The organism is Micromonospora sp. NPDC051196, assembly GCF_040682415.1.
GTDB lineage: Bacteria > Actinomycetota > Actinomycetes > Mycobacteriales > Micromonosporaceae > Micromonospora.
Genome location: NZ_JBFBAY010000010.1, coordinates 220366 through 237937, shown reverse-complemented (window position 1 = coordinate 237937; position 17572 = coordinate 220366). Strand labels below are relative to the sequence as shown.

At 72.2% G+C, this 17572-nt stretch carries 15 protein-coding genes and 2 pseudogenes; 9 read left to right on the top strand and 8 right to left on the bottom strand.

The features are described from left to right. Positions 1 to 12 precede the first annotated feature (12 nt). Complete coding sequence (locus AB0M35_RS20525; RefSeq protein ID WP_363747141.1) at positions 13 to 906, top strand: hypothetical protein; 894 nt, start codon at positions 13 to 15, stop codon at positions 904 to 906. Positions 907 to 1080: 174 nt separating this feature from the next. Continuing rightward, positions 1081 to 1746 (top strand): hypothetical protein, encoded by a 666-nt coding sequence (locus AB0M35_RS20520; RefSeq protein WP_363747140.1) that lies wholly within the window; start codon positions 1081 to 1083, stop codon positions 1744 to 1746. 355 nt (positions 1747 to 2101) lie between these two features. Here the strand turns inward: AB0M35_RS20520 and dinB are convergent, their stop codons facing one another. The 3 genes and pseudogenes from dinB to AB0M35_RS20505 all read right to left on the bottom strand — a co-directional run bounded on the left by dinB (position 2102) and on the right by AB0M35_RS20505 (position 5041). Then, the gene (gene dinB / locus AB0M35_RS20515) at positions 2102 to 3289 is read right to left on the bottom strand and encodes a DNA polymerase IV (RefSeq protein WP_363747139.1); all 1188 of its coding nucleotides are present in this window, start codon (positions 3287 to 3289) and stop codon (positions 2102 to 2104) included. A gap of 23 nt (positions 3290 to 3312) precedes the next feature. Then, a pseudogene (locus AB0M35_RS20510) lies at positions 3313 to 3450 on the bottom strand (phosphatase); the annotation flags it as partial. A 16-nt stretch (positions 3451 to 3466) separates the two neighbouring features. After that, on the bottom strand, positions 3467 to 5041 hold the full coding sequence (locus tag AB0M35_RS20505; RefSeq protein WP_363747138.1) for an FMN-binding glutamate synthase family protein: 1575 nt from the start codon (positions 5039 to 5041) through the stop codon (positions 3467 to 3469). Between the two features lie 293 nt (positions 5042 to 5334). Here AB0M35_RS20505 and AB0M35_RS20500 point away from each other — a divergent pair, with 293 nt between their 5' ends. From AB0M35_RS20500 to AB0M35_RS20485, 4 genes and pseudogenes are all read left to right on the top strand, one after another. Continuing rightward, positions 5335 to 7023, top strand: a complete 1689-nt coding sequence (locus AB0M35_RS20500) for a protein kinase (protein ID WP_363747137.1) — start codon at positions 5335 to 5337, stop codon at positions 7021 to 7023. Positions 7024 to 7071: 48 nt separating this feature from the next. After that, positions 7072 to 8043 carry a hypothetical protein gene (locus tag AB0M35_RS20495; protein ID WP_363747136.1) on the top strand — a complete coding sequence of 324 codons (972 nt, stop codon included), beginning with the start codon at positions 7072 to 7074 and terminating at the stop codon, positions 8041 to 8043. A gap of 84 nt (positions 8044 to 8127) precedes the next feature. Then, positions 8128 to 8859: pseudogene (locus tag AB0M35_RS20490) on the top strand (hypothetical protein); the annotation flags it as partial. A 498-nt stretch (positions 8860 to 9357) separates the two neighbouring features. Beyond that, on the top strand, positions 9358 to 10593 hold the full coding sequence (locus AB0M35_RS20485) for an MFS transporter (RefSeq protein ID WP_363747135.1): 1236 nt from the start codon (positions 9358 to 9360) through the stop codon (positions 10591 to 10593). Here the strand turns inward: AB0M35_RS20485 and AB0M35_RS20480 are convergent. From AB0M35_RS20480 to AB0M35_RS20465, 4 genes are all read right to left on the bottom strand, one after another. Further along, positions 10569 to 10988, bottom strand: coding sequence for a YchJ family protein (locus AB0M35_RS20480; RefSeq protein WP_363747134.1), 420 nt, complete (start codon positions 10986 to 10988; stop codon positions 10569 to 10571). The two genes, AB0M35_RS20485 and AB0M35_RS20480, sit on opposite strands and share 25 nt — an antisense overlap. A gap of 99 nt (positions 10989 to 11087) precedes the next feature. Further along, entirely contained in the window at positions 11088 to 11627 is a 540-nt protein-coding gene (locus tag AB0M35_RS20475; RefSeq protein WP_363747133.1) for a histone, read from the bottom strand. Between the two features lie 82 nt (positions 11628 to 11709). Then, complete coding sequence (locus tag AB0M35_RS20470) at positions 11710 to 12324, bottom strand: class F sortase (RefSeq protein ID WP_363747132.1); 615 nt, start codon at positions 12322 to 12324, stop codon at positions 11710 to 11712. A 62-nt stretch (positions 12325 to 12386) separates the two neighbouring features. Next, positions 12387 to 12875: a hypothetical protein gene (locus AB0M35_RS20465; protein WP_363747131.1), complete on the bottom strand. Its 489-nt coding sequence runs from the start codon at positions 12873 to 12875 to the stop codon at positions 12387 to 12389. Positions 12876 to 13681: 806 nt separating this feature from the next. Here AB0M35_RS20465 and AB0M35_RS20460 point away from each other — a divergent pair. From AB0M35_RS20460 to rnhA, 3 genes are all read left to right on the top strand, one after another. Next, positions 13682 to 14269: a hypothetical protein gene (locus AB0M35_RS20460; RefSeq protein WP_363747130.1), complete on the top strand. Its 588-nt coding sequence runs from the start codon at positions 13682 to 13684 to the stop codon at positions 14267 to 14269. A gap of 190 nt (positions 14270 to 14459) precedes the next feature. Next, entirely contained in the window at positions 14460 to 15776 is a 1317-nt protein-coding gene (locus AB0M35_RS20455; protein WP_363747129.1) for a lycopene cyclase family protein, read from the top strand. A gap of 46 nt (positions 15777 to 15822) precedes the next feature. Further along, positions 15823 to 16290, top strand: a complete 468-nt coding sequence (gene rnhA / locus AB0M35_RS20450; protein WP_363747128.1) for a ribonuclease HI — start codon at positions 15823 to 15825, stop codon at positions 16288 to 16290. A gap of 138 nt (positions 16291 to 16428) precedes the next feature. On the opposite strand, the gene AB0M35_RS20445 is transcribed toward rnhA, so the two are convergent. Continuing rightward, positions 16429 to 17415, bottom strand: coding sequence for a pentapeptide repeat-containing protein (locus AB0M35_RS20445; RefSeq protein ID WP_363747127.1), 987 nt, complete (start codon positions 17413 to 17415; stop codon positions 16429 to 16431). Positions 17416 to 17572 lie beyond the last annotated feature (157 nt).

The following is a 17572-nucleotide window of genomic DNA, read 5'->3' as shown; positions in this document are numbered from 1 at the left end:
TGGAGAAGTCGGGTGACGGATCGACGGCGAGGGTGGCTGAGGCGTGCCCTGCTGCGGCTCGGATTCCTGACCGTCCTGGCCGCCTGCGCCTGGGGTGTCCACGAGGTCGCGACGGTCGGCGTCGCCCACGCCGCCGAATCGTCGCCGGTGACCAGGTCGGAAACCCCGATCGACCAGTTGACCGGGCTGGCTCGGGATCTCCCCGCCCTCCGGGTCGGCGCGGTCGCACCCGGAGATCGGAAGGGCGACACCCATCGTCCTCCGGTGACCATCGCCCCGCCCCGCCGGCCATCGCACGCCCCGCCGGCCCCGGAGCCGCCGGCGCGGAAGCCATCAGAGCAGCCGAAGCGGACACCACCGGACAGGCCCGAGCCGCACCAGCCGGCGGACAGACCTGAGCAGCCGGTGCCGCCGCAGAAACCAGACCACGCAACACCGTCGCGCGACGGCGACGGGCATCCCGTTGCGCCGCCGGTCGTCGGGCATCCCGTTGCGCCGCCTGAGGCCGGGCCTGGTCACGTCGACCTGCCGCGTGAACCGGCCGTACCCCGCTCCGACGGACCGCCCTCGGTGCCCGACGACGAGCCCGACGTCGCCAAGGTTGCCGCGCAGTTGACGAACGACCTCGGCAGGGATCGGTCCGTGTACCGGGTGGTGGCGCACTGGTTGGCGAGCGAGCAGATCGCCGCCCACGCCGATCCGACCGGGTACTTCCCAGGCCAGGCGCCGCTGTCTCCCGGGCCCGCCTCCAGCGGAGTCGACTCCACGCCGTGCTTGCACAGCAACACCGCCGACGCGGGACCGGCTGCGTGGGCTCCGCCACCGGTGCGCAGCCAGCTGACCCGTCCGACACGGACCAAGCGGCGGCAGTCCCGGTCTCCTCGGCCGAGAAGCCGGCCAGCCTGACCGGCGAAGTCGAGGCAACCCGCCGTCCAGCCGCGTCCGTGCCGATCGGTCGACACGCCTTCTGACGGCCGCGAAACGCGACCCTGCCCCCAGCGGTCCGGCCACGTCCGCGCCTGAGACGCGTGCCTGGACCAACCCCCATGCACTCGGACTTTCGTCTTACCAGGAGTTCCCATGCACCTTGCCCCGCTGGTCAAACGCGCCCGATGGTGTGACATCGACTGGATCGTCGACCTCGTGACCGCCACCGTCACCCCCACCACGCTCGGCGCGTGGCTCGTGCCCGACGAGCGGCGCCGTCCCGCCGTGCTGGCCGCCGCGGCCCGCATCTGGGTCGAACACGCGTTGCTGTTCGGCGACGCGTTCCTGCTCAAGGACGGCGCGGCGGCCACCGTCTGGTTCCACCGCTACCGTCCGATACCATCACCGTCGCGCTACGCCGAGCGCATTGAGGACGCCTGCGGCGAGCGCGCCGCACACTTCCGCCGGCTGGACCAGGTCCTCGCCGCGCGTCGTCCGCAGGAGCCCCACAACCACCTGGCGATTCTCGCGGCGCCGCCGGACGCCGACCGGGCGGGCCAGGCCGCGGCGGTGCTCGCCGGCAGTCACCAACTGATGGACACCCTCGGCCTGCCGATCTACGCCGACCTGTACCACAACGTCGACCGACGTCTGTACCAACGGCTCGGCTACCGGGAACGTCACCAGATGGCGCGGCCGGACGGGGCCCTCGTCGACCTCCTCTGGCGACCCGCGCCAGCGATGCGGGTCCGCGCCACGACGCACGCCGGGCCCCGCCGCGACCAGCAGTTGCCCGAACATGCCGCGACGCCACCGTGACGTCCGCCAGTCGACGAGGCACGGTCGGCCGCTACATCGGCATCGCGCAGACGATGTACGGCCTCGGGTTCGCCCTCGGCCCGCAATGGGCGTGCTCGCCTGGAACCGGATCGGGGCCGGTGTCTGGATCCTTTGTGCGGTGACCGGGGTGCTCTCCGCGGCGTGTGCGGCGATCGGCGTCCGGCAACCGGTGCGTGCCGCACCCGACCAGCCGGACAGGACGGCTGACTCGCCGTTGTCCGGGCCGCCCAGGGCGGTCAGGAGGGCGGGTGCGGTTCTCAAACGCCGGTGGTAGCCGGACCGGCACGCTTGCCCGTCAGCGAGGTGCTGTCACCGGTGACGGTTCGCGTACGGCTCAATCGGGCAGCAGCGGCATCTCCGGCCCGGCGTCGTGACCGAGGAGCACCGCACGGGTCAGGGCCGTGCTGCCGAAACGTTCGCGGACCGCGTCGACCGCCGCGTCCAACTCGGCCGACGGGTCATGATCCCAGGGCAGGGTGAGCTGGATGTGCCCGTCGCCCAGGTTGCCGACCGCGACCCCGATCAGCGTGACGCCCCGCCGCTCGATCTCGGGCTGTGCCGCCCGCAGCAGCGCGCGGGCGGCACCGAGCACGGTGCCGGTGTCAGCGGTCGCCTTGGCCAGCGTGCGGGAGCGGGTGGCCCGGGTGTAGTCGGCGAAGCGCAGCCGCAGGGTTATGGTCCGCCCGGTGCGAGCGGCCGAGCGTAGCCGCCGGGTGACCCGGTCGACCAGACCGGCGAGGATCGCCTCCAGTTCGGTCGGGTGTCGCCCCGATCGGCCCAGTGCGTGTTGCGCACCCATCGAGCCGCGGCGTCGGCCCACCTGCACGGGCCGGGGGTCACGGTTGTGCGCCAGCGCGTGCAGGTGTCGCCCGGCGCCGCCGCCGAGCAACGAGACCAGCGTCGCCTCGCCCAGGCGGGCCACGTCACCGACGGTACGGATGCGGTGCTGGCGTAGCTTGTCGGCGGTCACCGGCCCGACTCCCCACAGCCGCTCGACCGGCAACGGATGCAGGAAAGCCAGCTCCCCGGCCGGCGCAACCACCAGCAGGCCGTCCGGCTTGGCCACCCCGCTGGCGACCTTGGCCAGGAATTTCGTCCGGGCCACGCCCACCGTGATCGGCAGGCCGACGCCGTCGCGTACCGCCTGACGCAGCCCGGCCGCGATCTCGGCCGGCGGCCCGACCAGGCGACGCAGGCCGCCGACGTTGAGGAAGGCTTCGTCGATGGAGAGCCCTTCGACCAGCGGCGTGGTCTGCCGGAAGATCTCGAACACCGCCCGGCTGGCCGCGCTGTAGGCGGCCATCCTGGGTGGTACGACGACCGCGTCCGGGCACAGCCGACGGGCCTGCGTGCCGCCCATGCCGCTGCGTACGCCCCGGGCCTTGGCCTGGTAGCTGGCGGCCAGCACCACACCGCCGCCCACGATCACCGCCCGGTCGCGTAGCTGTGGATCGTCGCGCTGCTCGACCGAGGCGTAGAACGCGTCCAGGTCGGCATGCAGGATGGTGGCCTCGCCCGACACCCCGCCATCATCGCACAGGTGTTCTAAAAGCGGGTGTGACCTGCCGCGAATTGCCTCACGACGAGACCTGACAGCGCCTCGTGGGTCTCCTCGTCGGCCGCCACCAGCAGGCCACCCACGCCGGCGCCGGGCGGTTGACCGGCCAGACCGGTGACCACGCAGCAGACAGGATGTGGGTCAGTGTTGGGCGGCCGGTGACGGGGTGGCGCTGCCGCCCTGGGGCGCCTCGTGCGACATCAGGTCCGCGATGGCGGCGCGGTCGGCCGCCGAGGGCAGTCCCCATTCCGGGCGATACCCGTACACCTCGCGTAGTGGGGTGGAGGTGGTCCGGCCGCCGAGGATCTCCACGGCGTCGGTGTCGATCAGAGCGGGATGTTCGACGCCGCACGCCTCGGCGACCTTCATCAGGTCCCGCCGCAGGGTCTTGACGTAGTGCGCGGCGCGGACCGCCTTGGAGGCCGGGTCCACGCCCCGGGCCAGCCAGGCGTTCTGGGTGGCCACCCCGGTCGGGCAGGTGTCGGTGTGGCACTTCTGGGCCTGGATGCAGCCGATCGCCAGCATCGCCTCCCGGCCGACGGCCACCATGTCGCAGCCGAGCGCGAAGGCGACCGTCGCGTTGTCGGGCAGGCCCAGCTTGCCGGAGCCGACGAAGACCACCTGTTCGTGCAGGTCACGTTCGGCGAACGTGGCGTAGACCCGGGTGAAGCCCTGCTGGAACGGCAGCGACACGGAGTCGGTGAAGATCAGTGGTGCGGCGCCGGTGCCGCCCTCGCCACCGTCGACGGTGACGAAGTCGACCCCTCGGCCGGTGTCGCGCATCAGGTCGGTCAGTTCGGTCCAGAAGTCGAGATCACCGACGGCGGACTTGATGCCGACCGGCAGACCGGTCTCGGCGGCCAGCAGTTCCACCCAGTCGAGCAGGCTGTCGCAGTCAGAGAACTCGGCGTGCCGGGACGGACTCACGCAGTCCCGGCCGACCGGGATACCCCGGGTCGCGGCGATCTCCGCCGACACCTTCGCCGCCGGCAGCAGCCCGCCCAGGCTGGGCTTGGCGCCCTGGCTGAGCTTGACCTCCAACGCCCGCACCGGCGCGCCGGCCACCAGGTCCTTCAGCCGGGCCAGGTCGAATCGGCCCCGGTCGTCACGGCAGCCGAAGTACGCGGTGCCGAGCTGGAAGATCAGTTCGCCGCCGTGCCGGTGGTACGGCGACAGTCCGCCCTCGCCGGTGTTGTGCAGGCAACCGGCGATCGCCGCGCCCCGGTTCAACGCCTCCACCGCCGGCCCGGACAGCGAGCCGAAGCTCATCCCGGAGAGGTTCACCACCGACTCCGGCCGGAACGCGCGGGCGCGTCCCCGGGCCGCGCCGAGCACCTTCGCACACGGCAGCCGCACCTCGTGCCCGACGGTCGGCGCGGACGGCGGCACCACCCGACCGAACGTACGGTGCTTGATGATCGGATAGCCGGGCGTGAACTCGATGTCGTTGTCGGTGCCGAAACCGAAGTAGTTGTTCTGCTGCTTGGCCGAGGCGTACACCCAGCGTCGCTGGTCGCGGGTGAAGGGGCGTTCCTCGTTGTTGCCGGCCACGATGTACTGCCGCAGCTCCGGCCCGATCGCTTCGAGCAGGTAGCGGGCTCGGCCGAGCAGCGGGAAGTTGCGTCGCAGCGCGTGTTCGCGTTGCAGCAGGTCACGGGTGGCGACGGCGGCGAGCGCGGCGACGGCTGCCGGTACGGCGTGGCGGGCCCATCTCATCTCGCCACTCTTTCCGTCGCCGTACCAGGTCAAACGTCTCGCCGGCCGGTCAACGACGACGACGCATTGACCGAGGGTGCTACCTGTGGCGGTGTGTCCGTGACCGACCATCACGCACCGGGCTCGGTGCCCGGCGGCGCCGCCCGCCGTCTACCGTCCCCGTCGGACGAAACACCAACCGGCCGGCGACGGACGGCACCTGAGGGACGGATGGCCCCGACGAACGTGGTGACGATAATGATCATCGTACTCAGGAACACCGTCCAGCTGCGCGGAGCACGGGGAGCGGCGACATGATCGGATGGCAGGTTTCCGGTTACACCCCGGTCCGCCGGCTCGGTGCCGGTGCGTCCGGCAGTGTCGATCTCGCCGTCCACGACGCCACCGGCACCCCAGTGGCGATCAAGTACCTGACCGGTCGGCTCCACGACGACTTGTTCCGGGCTGCCTTCCGGGCCGAGGCCCAGCTGCTGTCCGACATCGACGACCCGTACGTCTGTCGCCTCTACGAGTATGTCGAGGCGCCCGATGGGGCGGCGATCGTGATGGAACTGGTGAACGGGGTGTCGCTGCGCCAGATGCTGCGTGCCCAGGGGCCGACCACACCGGAGTCTGCGCTCTGCGTACTCAAGGGCTCGCTGGCCGGGCTGGCCGCCGCCCACTCCCGTGGGGTGGTGCACCGCGACTACAAGCCGGAGAACGTGCTGATCTCCGCCGAGGGCGCGAGCAAACTCGCGGACTTCGGTATCGCCATGCCGGTCGGCGCCGACTCCGGCGGCAGCGTAACCGGCACACCCCGTTACATGGCCCCCGAACAGTGGACCGGCGCCCCCGCCAGCCCGGCGTGCGACATCTACGCCGCGACCGCCACCTTCTTCGAGTGCCTCACCGGCCACCCCCCGTACGACGGACGGGACCTGGCCACCCTGCGACAGCAGCACGTTCGAGGGTCGATCCCGACCGATCCGGCCCCGCGCCCGATGCACGGGCTGCTGCGGCACGGTATGGCCAAGCGTCCCGCTGACCGGCCGCAGCCCGCGCAGGTCTTCCTCGCCGAGCTCGAACAGGCGGCCGTCGGGGCGTACGGAGCGGACTGGGAGGAACGCGGCCTGCGGGAACTGGGCCGGCGGGCCGCGCTGCTGGCCGCCCTCTTCCCGTTCCCGGACGGCAGCGGCGGCACCGTCAGCGTGGCCAGCACCGCGCTCGGCGCGTCCGGCGCACCGCCGGGCGGGGACGGCGCCGGCGAGCGGCCGGCGCCGCGCCGCACCGGGCGGGCCCGGGCAACGCTGGTCGGTGGCGGGTTGGTGGCGGCGCTGCTGGTCGGCGGCGTCGGGCTCGGCTACGCGGCGCAGGACGAGCCGCCGGTACCGACCGGTGCGGCGGCCGAGGCGAGGACAGACCTGACCGACGACCCGGCCGCGACAGTCGGCGCTGTGCTCACATCTGCTCCGACACCCACGTCCACGCCCGACGTGTCTGGCACCCCCACCCTCACACCTGTCGTGCCTGCCGCCCCGACGACCGGCGGCCCCACCGCCCCGGCCGGCCCCAGCACCTCGCCGACGCCCAGCGACAGCCCCGCACCGTCCACCGTGGCCTCGACTCCGGCCAGCACCAGCCCCGCGCCACCATCGGACGCCGCGCCCAGGATCGGCCGGGTCTCGGTGAGCCCCACCGAACTGGATCCGGTCGGCTGTCCCTACGGACCCACCGCGAGCACCGTCATCGCCATCGTCGATGACGACCACTCGGCCTCGGTCGACCTGCGGGTCCACTTCCGCTACGCGATCGGGCAGCAGTCGCACGAGCGGAGCCTGAGCCTGCTGAAAAACGGCCAGTTCCGGGGCGTGCTGGGCGATCTGCCCCAGCCCAGGGCCACCACCCGGATCCCGGTGACGGTCGTCGCGACGGACGCCGCCGGCAACACCGCCACCAGCCAGACGGTGTACGTCACCCTCTATCCCTTCTGCACGCCGGGCTGACCGGGCGTACCCACCTACCAGGCCGACGACGACGTGGGAGACCCAGCCGTGACCCAGCCCGACGACGTGACCCAGGCCCTACCGACCCAGCAGATGCCGCCGGCCCCGCCCGCGCACCCCCGCACCCCGCCGGCATCGACGGACGAACCGACGGTGTTGCTGGGTGGCGGCGAGCCGACGGTATCGCTGCATGGCGGCGAACCGACGGTATCGCTGCATGGCGGCGAGCCGACCGTGTCGCTGGGTGGCGGCGAGCCGACCGTATCGCTGCATGGCGGCGAGCCGACGGTGTCACTGGACCAGACTGTGCGCCAGGTGGCCCCGAACCTCGGCGTCACCGACGGGGACCTCACCGTGTCCCTCGGCCCGGCCGGCATGACAACGCATGCCCCGACCGCCACCGGCGCGTACGCCGTGACCCATCCGGGTGAGGCCACGGCGGCCCAGGTCGCATTCGACACGGTGCGCACGACCGGTGCGCAGACTGGGGGCGGCGCGTTCGTGGCTCCGACCACCGGTCCCGGCGGTGAGCTGCGGTTCGGGCCTGGTGTGCCGGTCGGTCCGCCGCCGGCACCCGCCTGGCCGACCCCGGTGCCTGCGCCGCGTCCCCGGTCCGCCTGGCGCCGGCTGGTGTCGGTGCTGTCCACCCTGCTCACCCTCGCCCTGATCGCCGCGGTCGGGCTCTGGATCTGGCAGCGGCTCGACCCGCTGGAGATCGGTGAGGTGAGCGTCGTCGTGCCCCGGCCGGCCGGCGCGCGGTGCGACGTCACGGTGGACGTGGTCGCGACGGTGCACACGAACGGCCGTGCGGGCACCATCGAGTACCAGTGGCTGCGCTCCGGGAGCGCGCCGGGTGCACTGCTGCGCGAGCGGGTCGGTCCGGGGCAGCGGACGGTCGAGTTGACCCTACGGTGGTCGTTCAGCGGAGTCGGCAGCACCACCGAGACGGCCACCGTGAACATCGTTTCGCCGTCATCCGCGCAGGCGGTCACCGAGGTCGCGTACGCCTGTCCGGGCTGAGCCGGACACTACCGACGTTTCTCGCGCAGGCCACCCGGGTAGGTCGGGCCGGACGTATCACCCGCCCCTGTGGAGGACCATCCGATGCGAGACAACTTCGGTGACGCGGTGGGGGAGACCCTCCGCTCGATACTGCTCTTCCTGCCCCGCGCCGTCGCCTTCGTGGCGATCCTGGTGGCCGGTTGGCTGATCGCCAAGGCGGTCCTGAAGCTGGTGGACCGGCTGCTCGAACGCGTCGGCTTCGACCGCGCCGTCGAGCGTGGCGGGATCCGTCGGGCGCTGGCCCGTTCCCGGTACGACGCCAGCGACATCGTGGCCCGACTGGCCTACTACGGCGTCCTGCTGCTCACCCTCTACCTGGCCTTCGGCATCTGGGGACCAAACCCGATCTCCGACCTGATCGCCGGGGTCATTGCCTGGCTGCCGCGTGCCTTCGTCGCGATCGTCATCGTGGTCGTCGCCGCTGCGATCGCCAGCGCGGTGAAGGACATCATCTCGGGGGCGCTCGGCGGTCTGTCGTACGGCCGGCTGCTGGCCACCATCGCCTCGGCGTTCATTCTCGGTCTGGGCATCATCGCCGCCCTCAACCAGATCGGGGTCGCCACCGCCGTGACCACTCCGGTGCTGATCGCGGTGCTCGCCACCGTCGGCGGCATCCTGGTCGTCGGCGTCGGTGGCGGACTGGTCCGACCGATGCAGAGCCGATGGGAGTCCTGGCTGTCCCGCGCCGAGCAGGAGTCGCGGACCATCACCGAGCATGCCCGCGCCTACTCGGCAAGTCGCCGCGACGCCGAGCAGCGCCCGGCCGAGCCGACCACCCCCGTCCACCCGGAGCCAGTCACCCCGGCCGCGAGCGTTCCCACCGAGCCGACCTTCAGCGCACCGTCCGCGCCCACCCCGGCCGCGTCGTTCGGTGACCGGACCGACGACGTCCCCGCGTACGACGACCCGGAGGCCACCCAGGTGGTCAGCGCCCCGGGCATCGACAGTGACCCGACGACGCCGCTGCCGCGCCAGGACGACCCGGAGGCCACCCAGGTCACCTCACCGGCGCCCGAGGTGCCGGCACAGCGCACCTCCGACGACAGTGAGTCGACCATCATCCTGCCCAGGCCCGACGAGCCCCGCCGTTGAGGCTCGCGCGGGACGGGACCGAGCGGTTCCGTCCCGCGCCTTTGCGGGCAGCGCCGCGCCTTGCCGCCCGCTACCATCGCCGCTATGAAGTGGCGACATTGATGCCTTGTCCGAGGCCGTGGGCCGCCTGCGGTCGCCGTAGCACCGGCGTCCGTCATCCCGCCCCGCCCGGAAGGCTTCATGACTCTCACCACCACAGGTGGCCGCCGTCTGGCGTCCACCCTCTACGCGTACGCGTTCCTCACCGACCTGGTGCTGCTCTACCCGGTGTACGCCCTGCTGTTCGCCGACAGCGGCCTGTCGGTCGGGCAGATCTCCTCGCTGTTCGTGATCTGGTCGGTGGCCAGCATCGCCCTGGAAGTACCCTCCGGCGCGTGGGCTGACGCCACCTCCCGGCGTCTGATGCTCTGCCTCGCGCCACTGTGCACCGCCGCCGGTTTCGCCCTGTGGACGTTCATGCCGTCCTATCCGACGTTCGCCCTCGGGTTCGTGCTCTGGGGAGCGGGCGCCGCCCTCGCCTCTGGTGCGCTCGAAGCGTTGGTCTTCGACGAACTCGACCACCTCGGCCTTGCCCACCGCTACGCCCGCACCATCGGCCGGGCCCGTACCGCCGGCACCGTCGGCGTACTCGCGTCGATCGTGCTGGCCGGGCCGGTGCTGGGGTTCGGCGGCTATCCCGCCGTCGGCCTGGCCAGCGTCACGGCCTGCCTGCTCGCCGCCGCCGTCGCCACCCGCTTCCCCGAGCACCGGGCAGCCACGGGGGATCCTGTCACCGCCGGCTCGTCGGACGCGACAGCACAGGCCGGGACCGCCGACGAGCCCGGCTGGTGGCCGGGCCTGCGCCACGGGATCGCCGAGGCCCGACGGGATCGCCGGGTACGCGCCGGGGTGCTGCTGGTCGCGGTGGTGACCGCGACCTGGGGTGCCCTGGAGGAGTACACCCCGCTGCTGGCCCGGGACACCGGTGTCGCCCTGACCACGGTGCCGCTGCTGCTTCTGCTCCTCGCGGTCGGGCAGGTGGCCGGCGGCCTGCTCGCACCGGCCGGCGAGCGGCTACGCACCCGTGGGTACGCCCTCCTGTTGGCCGGGTCGGCACTGGCCCTGGCCGCCGGGGCGTTGCTGCGACACCCGACCGGCTTCGTGCTGCTGGCGGGGGCGTTCTGCGGATTCCAACTCGCCTCGGTGCTGGCCGACGCAAGGTTGCAGGCCCGGATCACCGGTGCGCAACGGGCCACCGTCACCTCGCTGGCCGGGATGGCCACCGAAGTGATCACCATTGCCGTGTACATCGGGTTCGGGCTGGTCGCCACCACGAGCGGCAACGGTGTGGCCTTCGCGCTCGCCGCCCTGCCGTACCTGTTGATCGCGGTGCTGATGGTGGGCGGCGGCCGTCAGGGCTGGTCGACGTCCAGATAGACCCAGCGTCCGTCCTCGCGGACGAAGCGGCTGCGTTCGGTCATCGCGCCGGGGCCGACGCCGTCGCGGTAGTGGGCCCGGAACTCGACGATGCCCGTGCTGTCGAACAGCCCACCCTGCTCGGTGGCGACCACCTCGAGGCCGGTCCACCGCTGGCCGGGATCGATCTGCAGCCGTGCCGGTCGGGTGCTGCTGTGCCAACTGCCCAGCAGGTAGTCCGGCTCGCCGACGGCGAAGGCGGCGTAGCGGGAACGCATCAGCGCCTCGGCCGTCGGTGCCTGCGCCTCACCTCGATGCAGCCGACCGCAACAGTCTCGGTAGGGCAGACCCTGCCCGCACGGGCACACTCCGACCGGATCAACCCGTTCCGACCGCCTGCTGTCTCGTCTGGCCATCCCACCATCCTCGCCGCGCTGACCCGAGCCGGCCACGCCGGGGTGCGCCAGCCCGCAGGCCATCGGAGGTTGTCACCTGTCGGGCGGGTGGGGCGCCGGTCAGCGCGACCCGGTACGCGCGCCACGCCGACTACCGAACGACTCCATCGTCGTCGCCTTCTTCGCCGGTGTCGTACTGGCCGCGCGGGACCGTGCCGCAGCCGCCTGGGAAGCCGTCGTCTTACGCGTCGCCGCCTTCTTCGTGGTCGTCTTCTGCGCGGGCGCCGTTGCGCCGGTGGCCTTGCCGGCCGGCGCCTTCTTCGCCGTCGCCCGGGTGGCTCCCGACGCCTTCCGGGTCGCCGCTGCTGCCTTCTTGACCGCCGGTGCCGTCTTCGCGGCGTTGCCCGTCTTCGGGGTGGTGGTCTTCTTCGCCGCCGTCGCCTTCGCGGTGGGTCGACGGGTCGGCGTGGCCGTGGCGGAGACCGCCTTCTTGCGGGCGGTGCGCGGGGACGTCGCCGCGGTCTTCCCGCCCGGCGACTTCGCGGCCGTGGCCCCGGTGGCCCGCCTCGTCGCCGTCGCCACCTTCTTCGCCGCCACCTTGCCCGGCGGCGGAGCCTTACGTGCTCCGGTGTGCTTCCTGGCTCGTCCTGCGTCCGCCATTCGTCGCTCCTCGGGATCTGCCGTGGACGCACGGTCTTCCCGACACCGGGACGGCCAAACGCCCGCCACCGGACGTAGCGCCTCACCGCGTGCGGGTCGCGAACACGATCACGTTGTCGACATACTCGCCGCTGTCCTGGTCGAACCGGCCGCCGCAGGTGATCAGGCGCAGCCCGGCGACGGCCCCAGGGCCGTACACCAGGTCGGTGGGAAACCCGTTCTTCGGGTACGCCTCGACACCGTCGACGGCGAAGCGGACCACGGTGGCGTCGGCCCGGGCGATGTGGACGGTGTCGCCGGTACGCAACCGCCCCAGGTCGAAGAAGACGGCTGGCCCGCCCGGGGAGTCGACATGGCCGACGACCACCGCGTTGCCCAGCTCACCCGGGCTGACCCCGGGCGAGTACCAACCGGCCACCCTGGGCCGGTCCAGCGGTGGCACCTCCAGCGCCCCCGAAGGGTCGGCGGCGACCGGGAGCAGCGGTGCGCGTACACCGATGCGGGGAATCCGGACCTCGACGGGGTCGGCGCGTGGCAGCGGCGGCAGGCTCGGCGCGGTCACCGCCTGTGGTGGCAGCCCGGCGCTGTCGGGCTGCGGCGGCCGAGACGGCAACTGCGCGACGCCGACGCCGACCAGTACCAGCCCGGCCACCGCCAGCAGCGTGACCAGAAGGCGACCGAGGTGGTACCCCCGCATGTTGTGCCTCCTGTAGTCGCCGATGCCGGGCCGCGGCCAGCGTTTCCCCGCAGCCGAATCGGTCAGAGCGTCGCGGCCTCGGCCGCGTGGCGCCGGCGGCGGGCCAGGATGACCGCGCCGCCGAGCGAGGTGACGAGCAGGGTCGCACCAGCGGCCAGCGTTCCGCCGCCGCCGACGTCCCGACCACCGGCCTGCGCACCGCCGATCGGGGTGACCGTGAAGGTCGCGCTGCCGTCGGGCGTACCGTCGCCGCAGGTGGCAGCCACGGTGTACGTACCCAGGGTGAATCCGGCGGTGAACAGCTCGGCACTCAACCCGCCACTGGCCGCAGCGGTGGTGGACCGGACATTCTGATCACGGTCGGGCCCGGTGACGTGGAAGATCGCATCGCCGGAGTTCGGATTGCAGTTGGTCGCGGTGAGTACGACGGTGCCCCCGACCGGGGTGGTCGACGGTGACACGGTGGTGTCGGCCAACGAGGTGCCCGGCAGCAGCAGCGCCCCGAGAGCGATACCGCCCGCCACTGGTACGAGAACTTTGGTTGCCTTCATACGCGTCTTCCCTCACTTTTCGTCCGCTGACTGCGTAGGACGCTGTTCGGGTGGCCAACTCCGCGACGAGCACCGGTGTGCCCAACACTAGGGGCGCTTGGTCCCGATCCGGTGAAAATGAGAAATCCTCGTTGCCGTCCCGTGTCCTCCGTCGGAGGCGCCGGCGACATCCATGGTCCGGCCCGAGCGGTCGTCGCGGTGATCGACTCCGTTGCGCCGGAATGGCGGTTTCCGACCACTGCGCATCCCGCCGTTACGGCGGAACCGGGCCGCCCGAACCACGCCACCCAGCGACTCCCGCCCCGACCGTCGACTGATCGCCCAGATGTCCGCCTCCGTCCTCGCCGGCCGGTCGAGCTGATGGACGGATAATCGGTTCTGGGGCCGGGCCGGTCAGCCGGCGGCGGAGTGCGCTCTGGGGCGTGTCGGCAACGGTGTCCGGTTCTGGGGTTCGGTCGGTCAGCCGGCGGCGGAATCCGTGAGGGGGTCGGGGCGTTGTATCGACTGACGGACCGAGCAGGGCGGCCTATCCCTTGAGGTGTGGCCCCCATGGTCCCGAGCCCGACCAGACGCCCCGGCCCCTAGGGCCAGGGTTCCGAGCCGATCAGGCCCCGGCCTCAGTCGTCGGCTTCGGCATCCGGGAATGATGGTGGGTGGTCGGTCGTTGTACATGGTCCCGGCGCCGCGAAGGGCCCTCGCCCCGCGAGTGAGCCGGAGATCCTTTTCCCCCTTGTTCTTCAGCGCCTGACGGCGTCGCACGCACCCGTCCCCCGAGGTGTGTGTCTACCCCCGAATGGAGCTTGGTCATGAACTCGAAGCTGCTGCGTAAGAGTGTTCTGGGTATTGCTGGTGTGGCCTTCGCCGGTGGTGTGTTCGCCGGTCCGGTGGCCGCTCACGCCGACGCCGCCGCGGTGAAGGCGGGCCCTGTGGCCGTGCAGGCTGGCAAGCCGGACACGAGCAAGTTGATCCCGCATGGTGTGCAGGGTGCGCAGTCGCGCATCGATCTGAACGATGAGCAGGTGGCGAACACGAAGGCGATCATCGCGGCGACGAAGAAGGCCGGTATGGACGAGCGTGCCGCGGTGGTGTCGATCGCGACGGCGTTGCAGGAGTCGAAGTTGGAGAACCTGGGTCACCTCGGCGACCGTAACGATCATGATTCGCAGGGTCTGTTCCAGCAGCGTCCGTCCAGTGGTTGGGGCACGGTGGAGCAGATCACCGACCCCGAGTACTCGACGACCGCGTTCCTGAAGGGTTTGAAGCAGGTTGATGGTTGGCAGGACATGCCGCTGACCAAGGCCGCCCAGACCGTGCAGGTGTCGGCCTACCCCGATCATTACGCCCAGTGGGAGCAGCAGGCCGCCGATCTGGTCACCAAGTACTGGAACAGCTGACCCCCACGACGCACGGACATTCCTCCACAGGGGGAGCAAGAAGGCTGTTGGCCGGCACCCGCAACCCGGGTGCCGGCCAACAGCCGTCCGCACCCGCAGAACAGACCGCAACGGCGACGGGCGTTAACAAGGGGCCCTTCCTCTACCGCAGGCGTTAACAAGGGGCCCTTCCTTCAGCGCCATCTGGTGGGTGTGGCAGCGTGGCCGGGTGGGTTGTACGCCATTGGACGTCGACCTCGCCCTGGTCGGCGGGGGTGGGGCCGCTTCGCTCGTGCTGGCCGCCCTGGCCCGGCACGGCGTGCACGACCTGCGCATCGCTGTCGTCGATCCGGTACACCGGCGCGGCCAGGACCGGACCTGGGCGTTCTGGGATCGGCCCGGCAACGATCTGGACGAGTTGCTCAGTGCGAGCTGGTCGCGGGTCGAGGTGGTCACCGCCGAGGCACCGCGCACCCTCGACGTCGCTCCGCTGCGGTACGCGATGCTGCGGTCGGCCCCGATCTACGACCGGGCCGCCGAGGCCGAGCGGCGCCTGGGCGTGACCCGCGTCGTCGCCGACGCCGACAGCCTGTCCGACCACGGCGACGCTGTGCTGGTGAGCACCGGCGCCGACCGGTCGGTCCTGCGGGCCGGTTGGGTGTTGGACTCCCGACCCCGGCCACCGGATCGGCCCGGGCGGACGAACTGGTTGCAGCACTTCCGTGGCTGGTGGCTGGCGGCGGACCGGCCGATGTTCGACCCGACCCGCGCCGTGTTGATGGACTTCCGTACGCCGCAGCCGACCCGAGGGGTGTCCTTCGGGTACGTGCTGCCGGTCAGCAGCCGCTACGCGTTGGTCGAGTACACCGAGTTCTCACCGCACCTGCTGACCGGGGCGGCCTACGACCGTGCCCTGGCCGGCTACTGCGAACTGCTCGGCCTGGATCCGGCCCGGTTCACCGTCGGTGAGGTCGAGAACGGTGTCATCCCGATGACCGACGGACCGTTCGTCGCCCGCCCGTCGCCCCGGGTGGTACGCCTCGGCACCGCCGGTGGGGCGACCCGCCCGTCCACCGGATTCACCTTCGCGGCCATGTACCGCCAGGCCGACCAGGTGGCCCGGGCACTGGCCGCCGGAGGGCCACCGGTGCCGGCGCCCGCGTACCCTCGGCGGCACCGCTGGATGGACGCGGTCGCGCTGCGGGCACTGGACCGCGACCTGGTCGACGGTCCGGAGTTCTTCGGTCGACTGTTCGATCGTAATCCGGCGCCGCGGGTGCTGCGTTTCCTCGACGGCGCCACCACGGTGCCGGAGGACGTGGCCGTGATGCGCTCGACCCGACTGCCACCGATGGTCACCGCCGTCGTGGGCGATGCCGTCGGCCGGCTGCGCGACCGGGTCGTACCGTCGCGTCGACCGGCCTGGACGGTGCCGCCGCCAGTCGTGGGGTCTGATCGTCCGAGTGGCCGGCCGGGAGGAGACGCTGCCGGTGACGACCGGCGTGCACCGGGCCCGACAGCTGGTTGACGGCCGATCGTCTGTCGACGGCGGCGGCTTCGGTAGGTTTGGCGGCATGGCGGACGAGGTGACCGGCCGGGTCGTGCGGATCTGGACCGACGGGGCGTGCAGTGGAAATCCCGGCCCGGGTGGCTGGGGTGCGGTGTTGCGCTACGGCACCCACGAGCGGGAGATCTGCGGCGGTGAGGCCACCCCGACCACCAACAACCGGATGGAATTGACCGCCGCCATCAAGGCCCTGGAGAGCCTGACCCGTCCGGTCACGGTCGAGCTGCACACCGACAGCACGTACGTGCGTAACGGCATCACCGGTTGGCTGGCGTCCTGGAAACGCAACGGCTGGCTGACCTCGGCCCGGCAGCCGGTGAAGAATGCCGACCTGTGGCAGCAGTTGGAGGCGGCCTGTTCCCGCCACCGGGTCACCTGGTTGTGGGTCAAGGGCCACAACGGGCATCCGGAGAACGAGCGGGCTGACGCCCTGGCCAACCAGGGTATGAACGAGGCGCGGGCCGCCAGGGTGTGACGCCCGGACCATCGGCCGCCCTCGCCGGGCCGTCCGACGGCCTCGGCAGCACGCGCTGAAGCGCCGGCCAGCCCGCAGCGTCGCTCGACACGGCGTGCCGGTCCGGGGTGCCGGGTCAGCGGCGGCGCCGCACGACGGTCAGCGCCGCTTGCCGCGGCGGCTGGCGGGGCGGGGGGTCAGCGGCAGCGCCGACCAGTGGGCGGGTCGGCCGAGCCCGGCCGGTAGGCGGGTCTGCCGATCACCGCGGGCCGCGTCGACCTGAGCCTGGTGCAGGAACAGGGCGTCGGACAGATCGGCGCCCCGCAGGTCCGCCCCGCGTAGATCGGCGCCGGTCAGGTCGGCTCGGGCCAGATCGGCACCGCGCAGGTCCGCTCCGATGAGCGTCGCGCCCCGCAGGTTCGCCCGTCGCAGGTTGGTGCGGCGCAGGTCGCGGCCGACGAGCACGGCACCCCGATGGTCGGCCCCGGCGGCACCGCCGCGCGTGCGGGCCAGTTCGGCGGTACGCGACAACAGCGCGTTGAGCTTCGCGCGGTGCCCGTCGACGTCGAGGGTGAGCAGCTCCTGAGGGGTGCCCGAGGCCAACGTGTCGGTCTCGGCCAGCGCGGCGGACAACTGCCCGGCGAGCTCGGCGGGCGGGTGCAACCGGAGTGCCTCGGTCAGATACCAGAGCAGTTCGTGCAGCGAACGCATCACCGCGAAGACGTCGAACATCTGGTCGGCGTACTCCGGCGCGGAACGCCAGTGACGTCCACCGAAGGTTTCCTGGGCCACCCGCTGGCCGGCGCCGAAGCAGTCGAAGACGGTGCATCCGGCGAAGCCGCGCTGGCGTAGCTCGGTGTGGATGCCGCAGCCGAAGTCGGGGCGCAGGTTGCGGCACGGCTGTCCGGCGGGTTTGTCGAGCGCGAAGTCGGCCGACGCGGCGAACGCGGGGGCGACGCAGCAGAGGCCGAAGCAGCGGGCACAGTCGGCGCGCAGCCTGCGCTGTGCCGCCCCGCCGGATTCGACGGGGACCGGGGCCTCCAACTCGGCGAGCCAGGCTTCGGCGAGACCGGGTCCCGGTCCGGCCGCCGCTGCGGCCCGGCCCGGTCCGTCCCCGGCCGGGTTCGCCGTGGGCAGTCCGGTCATCTCCGCCACGCTGCCGGTCCCTTCCGCTGATCCGCCGCCGGCACTCATTGTCCCCACCGGCGAGCGGGGCTGCCCACCCGGCCGAAGTCGCCGTGCCTCAGGGCGCTTCCCGATGGCCGGTACGGGCCGGCGGAGCAGGGCGGTCCATTGCGCACGT

Bases quoted from the DNA above. Each gene is read 5' to 3' on its own strand.
- AB0M35_RS20520 (WP_363747140.1), top strand. From the start codon at position 1,081: ATGCACCTTGCCCCGCTGGTCAAACGCGCCCGATGGTGTGACATCGAC.
- AB0M35_RS20505 (WP_363747138.1), bottom strand. From the start codon at position 5,041: ATGAGATGGGCCCGCCACGCCGTACCGGCAGCCGTCGCCGCGCTCGCC.
- AB0M35_RS20500 (WP_363747137.1), top strand. From the start codon at position 5,335: ATGATCGGATGGCAGGTTTCCGGTTACACCCCGGTCCGCCGGCTCGGT.
- AB0M35_RS20485 (WP_363747135.1), top strand. From the start codon at position 9,358: ATGACTCTCACCACCACAGGTGGCCGCCGTCTGGCGTCCACCCTCTAC.
- AB0M35_RS20480 (WP_363747134.1), bottom strand. From the start codon at position 10,988: ATGGCCAGACGAGACAGCAGGCGGTCGGAACGGGTTGATCCGGTCGGA.
- AB0M35_RS20475 (WP_363747133.1), bottom strand. From the start codon at position 11,627: ATGGCGGACGCAGGACGAGCCAGGAAGCACACCGGAGCACGTAAGGCT.
- AB0M35_RS20470 (WP_363747132.1), bottom strand. From the start codon at position 12,324: ATGCGGGGGTACCACCTCGGTCGCCTTCTGGTCACGCTGCTGGCGGTG.
- AB0M35_RS20465 (WP_363747131.1), bottom strand. From the start codon at position 12,875: ATGAAGGCAACCAAAGTTCTCGTACCAGTGGCGGGCGGTATCGCTCTC.
- AB0M35_RS20460 (WP_363747130.1), top strand. From the start codon at position 13,682: ATGAACTCGAAGCTGCTGCGTAAGAGTGTTCTGGGTATTGCTGGTGTG.
- rnhA (WP_363747128.1), top strand. From the start codon at position 15,823: ATGGCGGACGAGGTGACCGGCCGGGTCGTGCGGATCTGGACCGACGGG.
- AB0M35_RS20445 (WP_363747127.1), bottom strand. From the start codon at position 17,415: ATGACCGGACTGCCCACGGCGAACCCGGCCGGGGACGGACCGGGCCGG.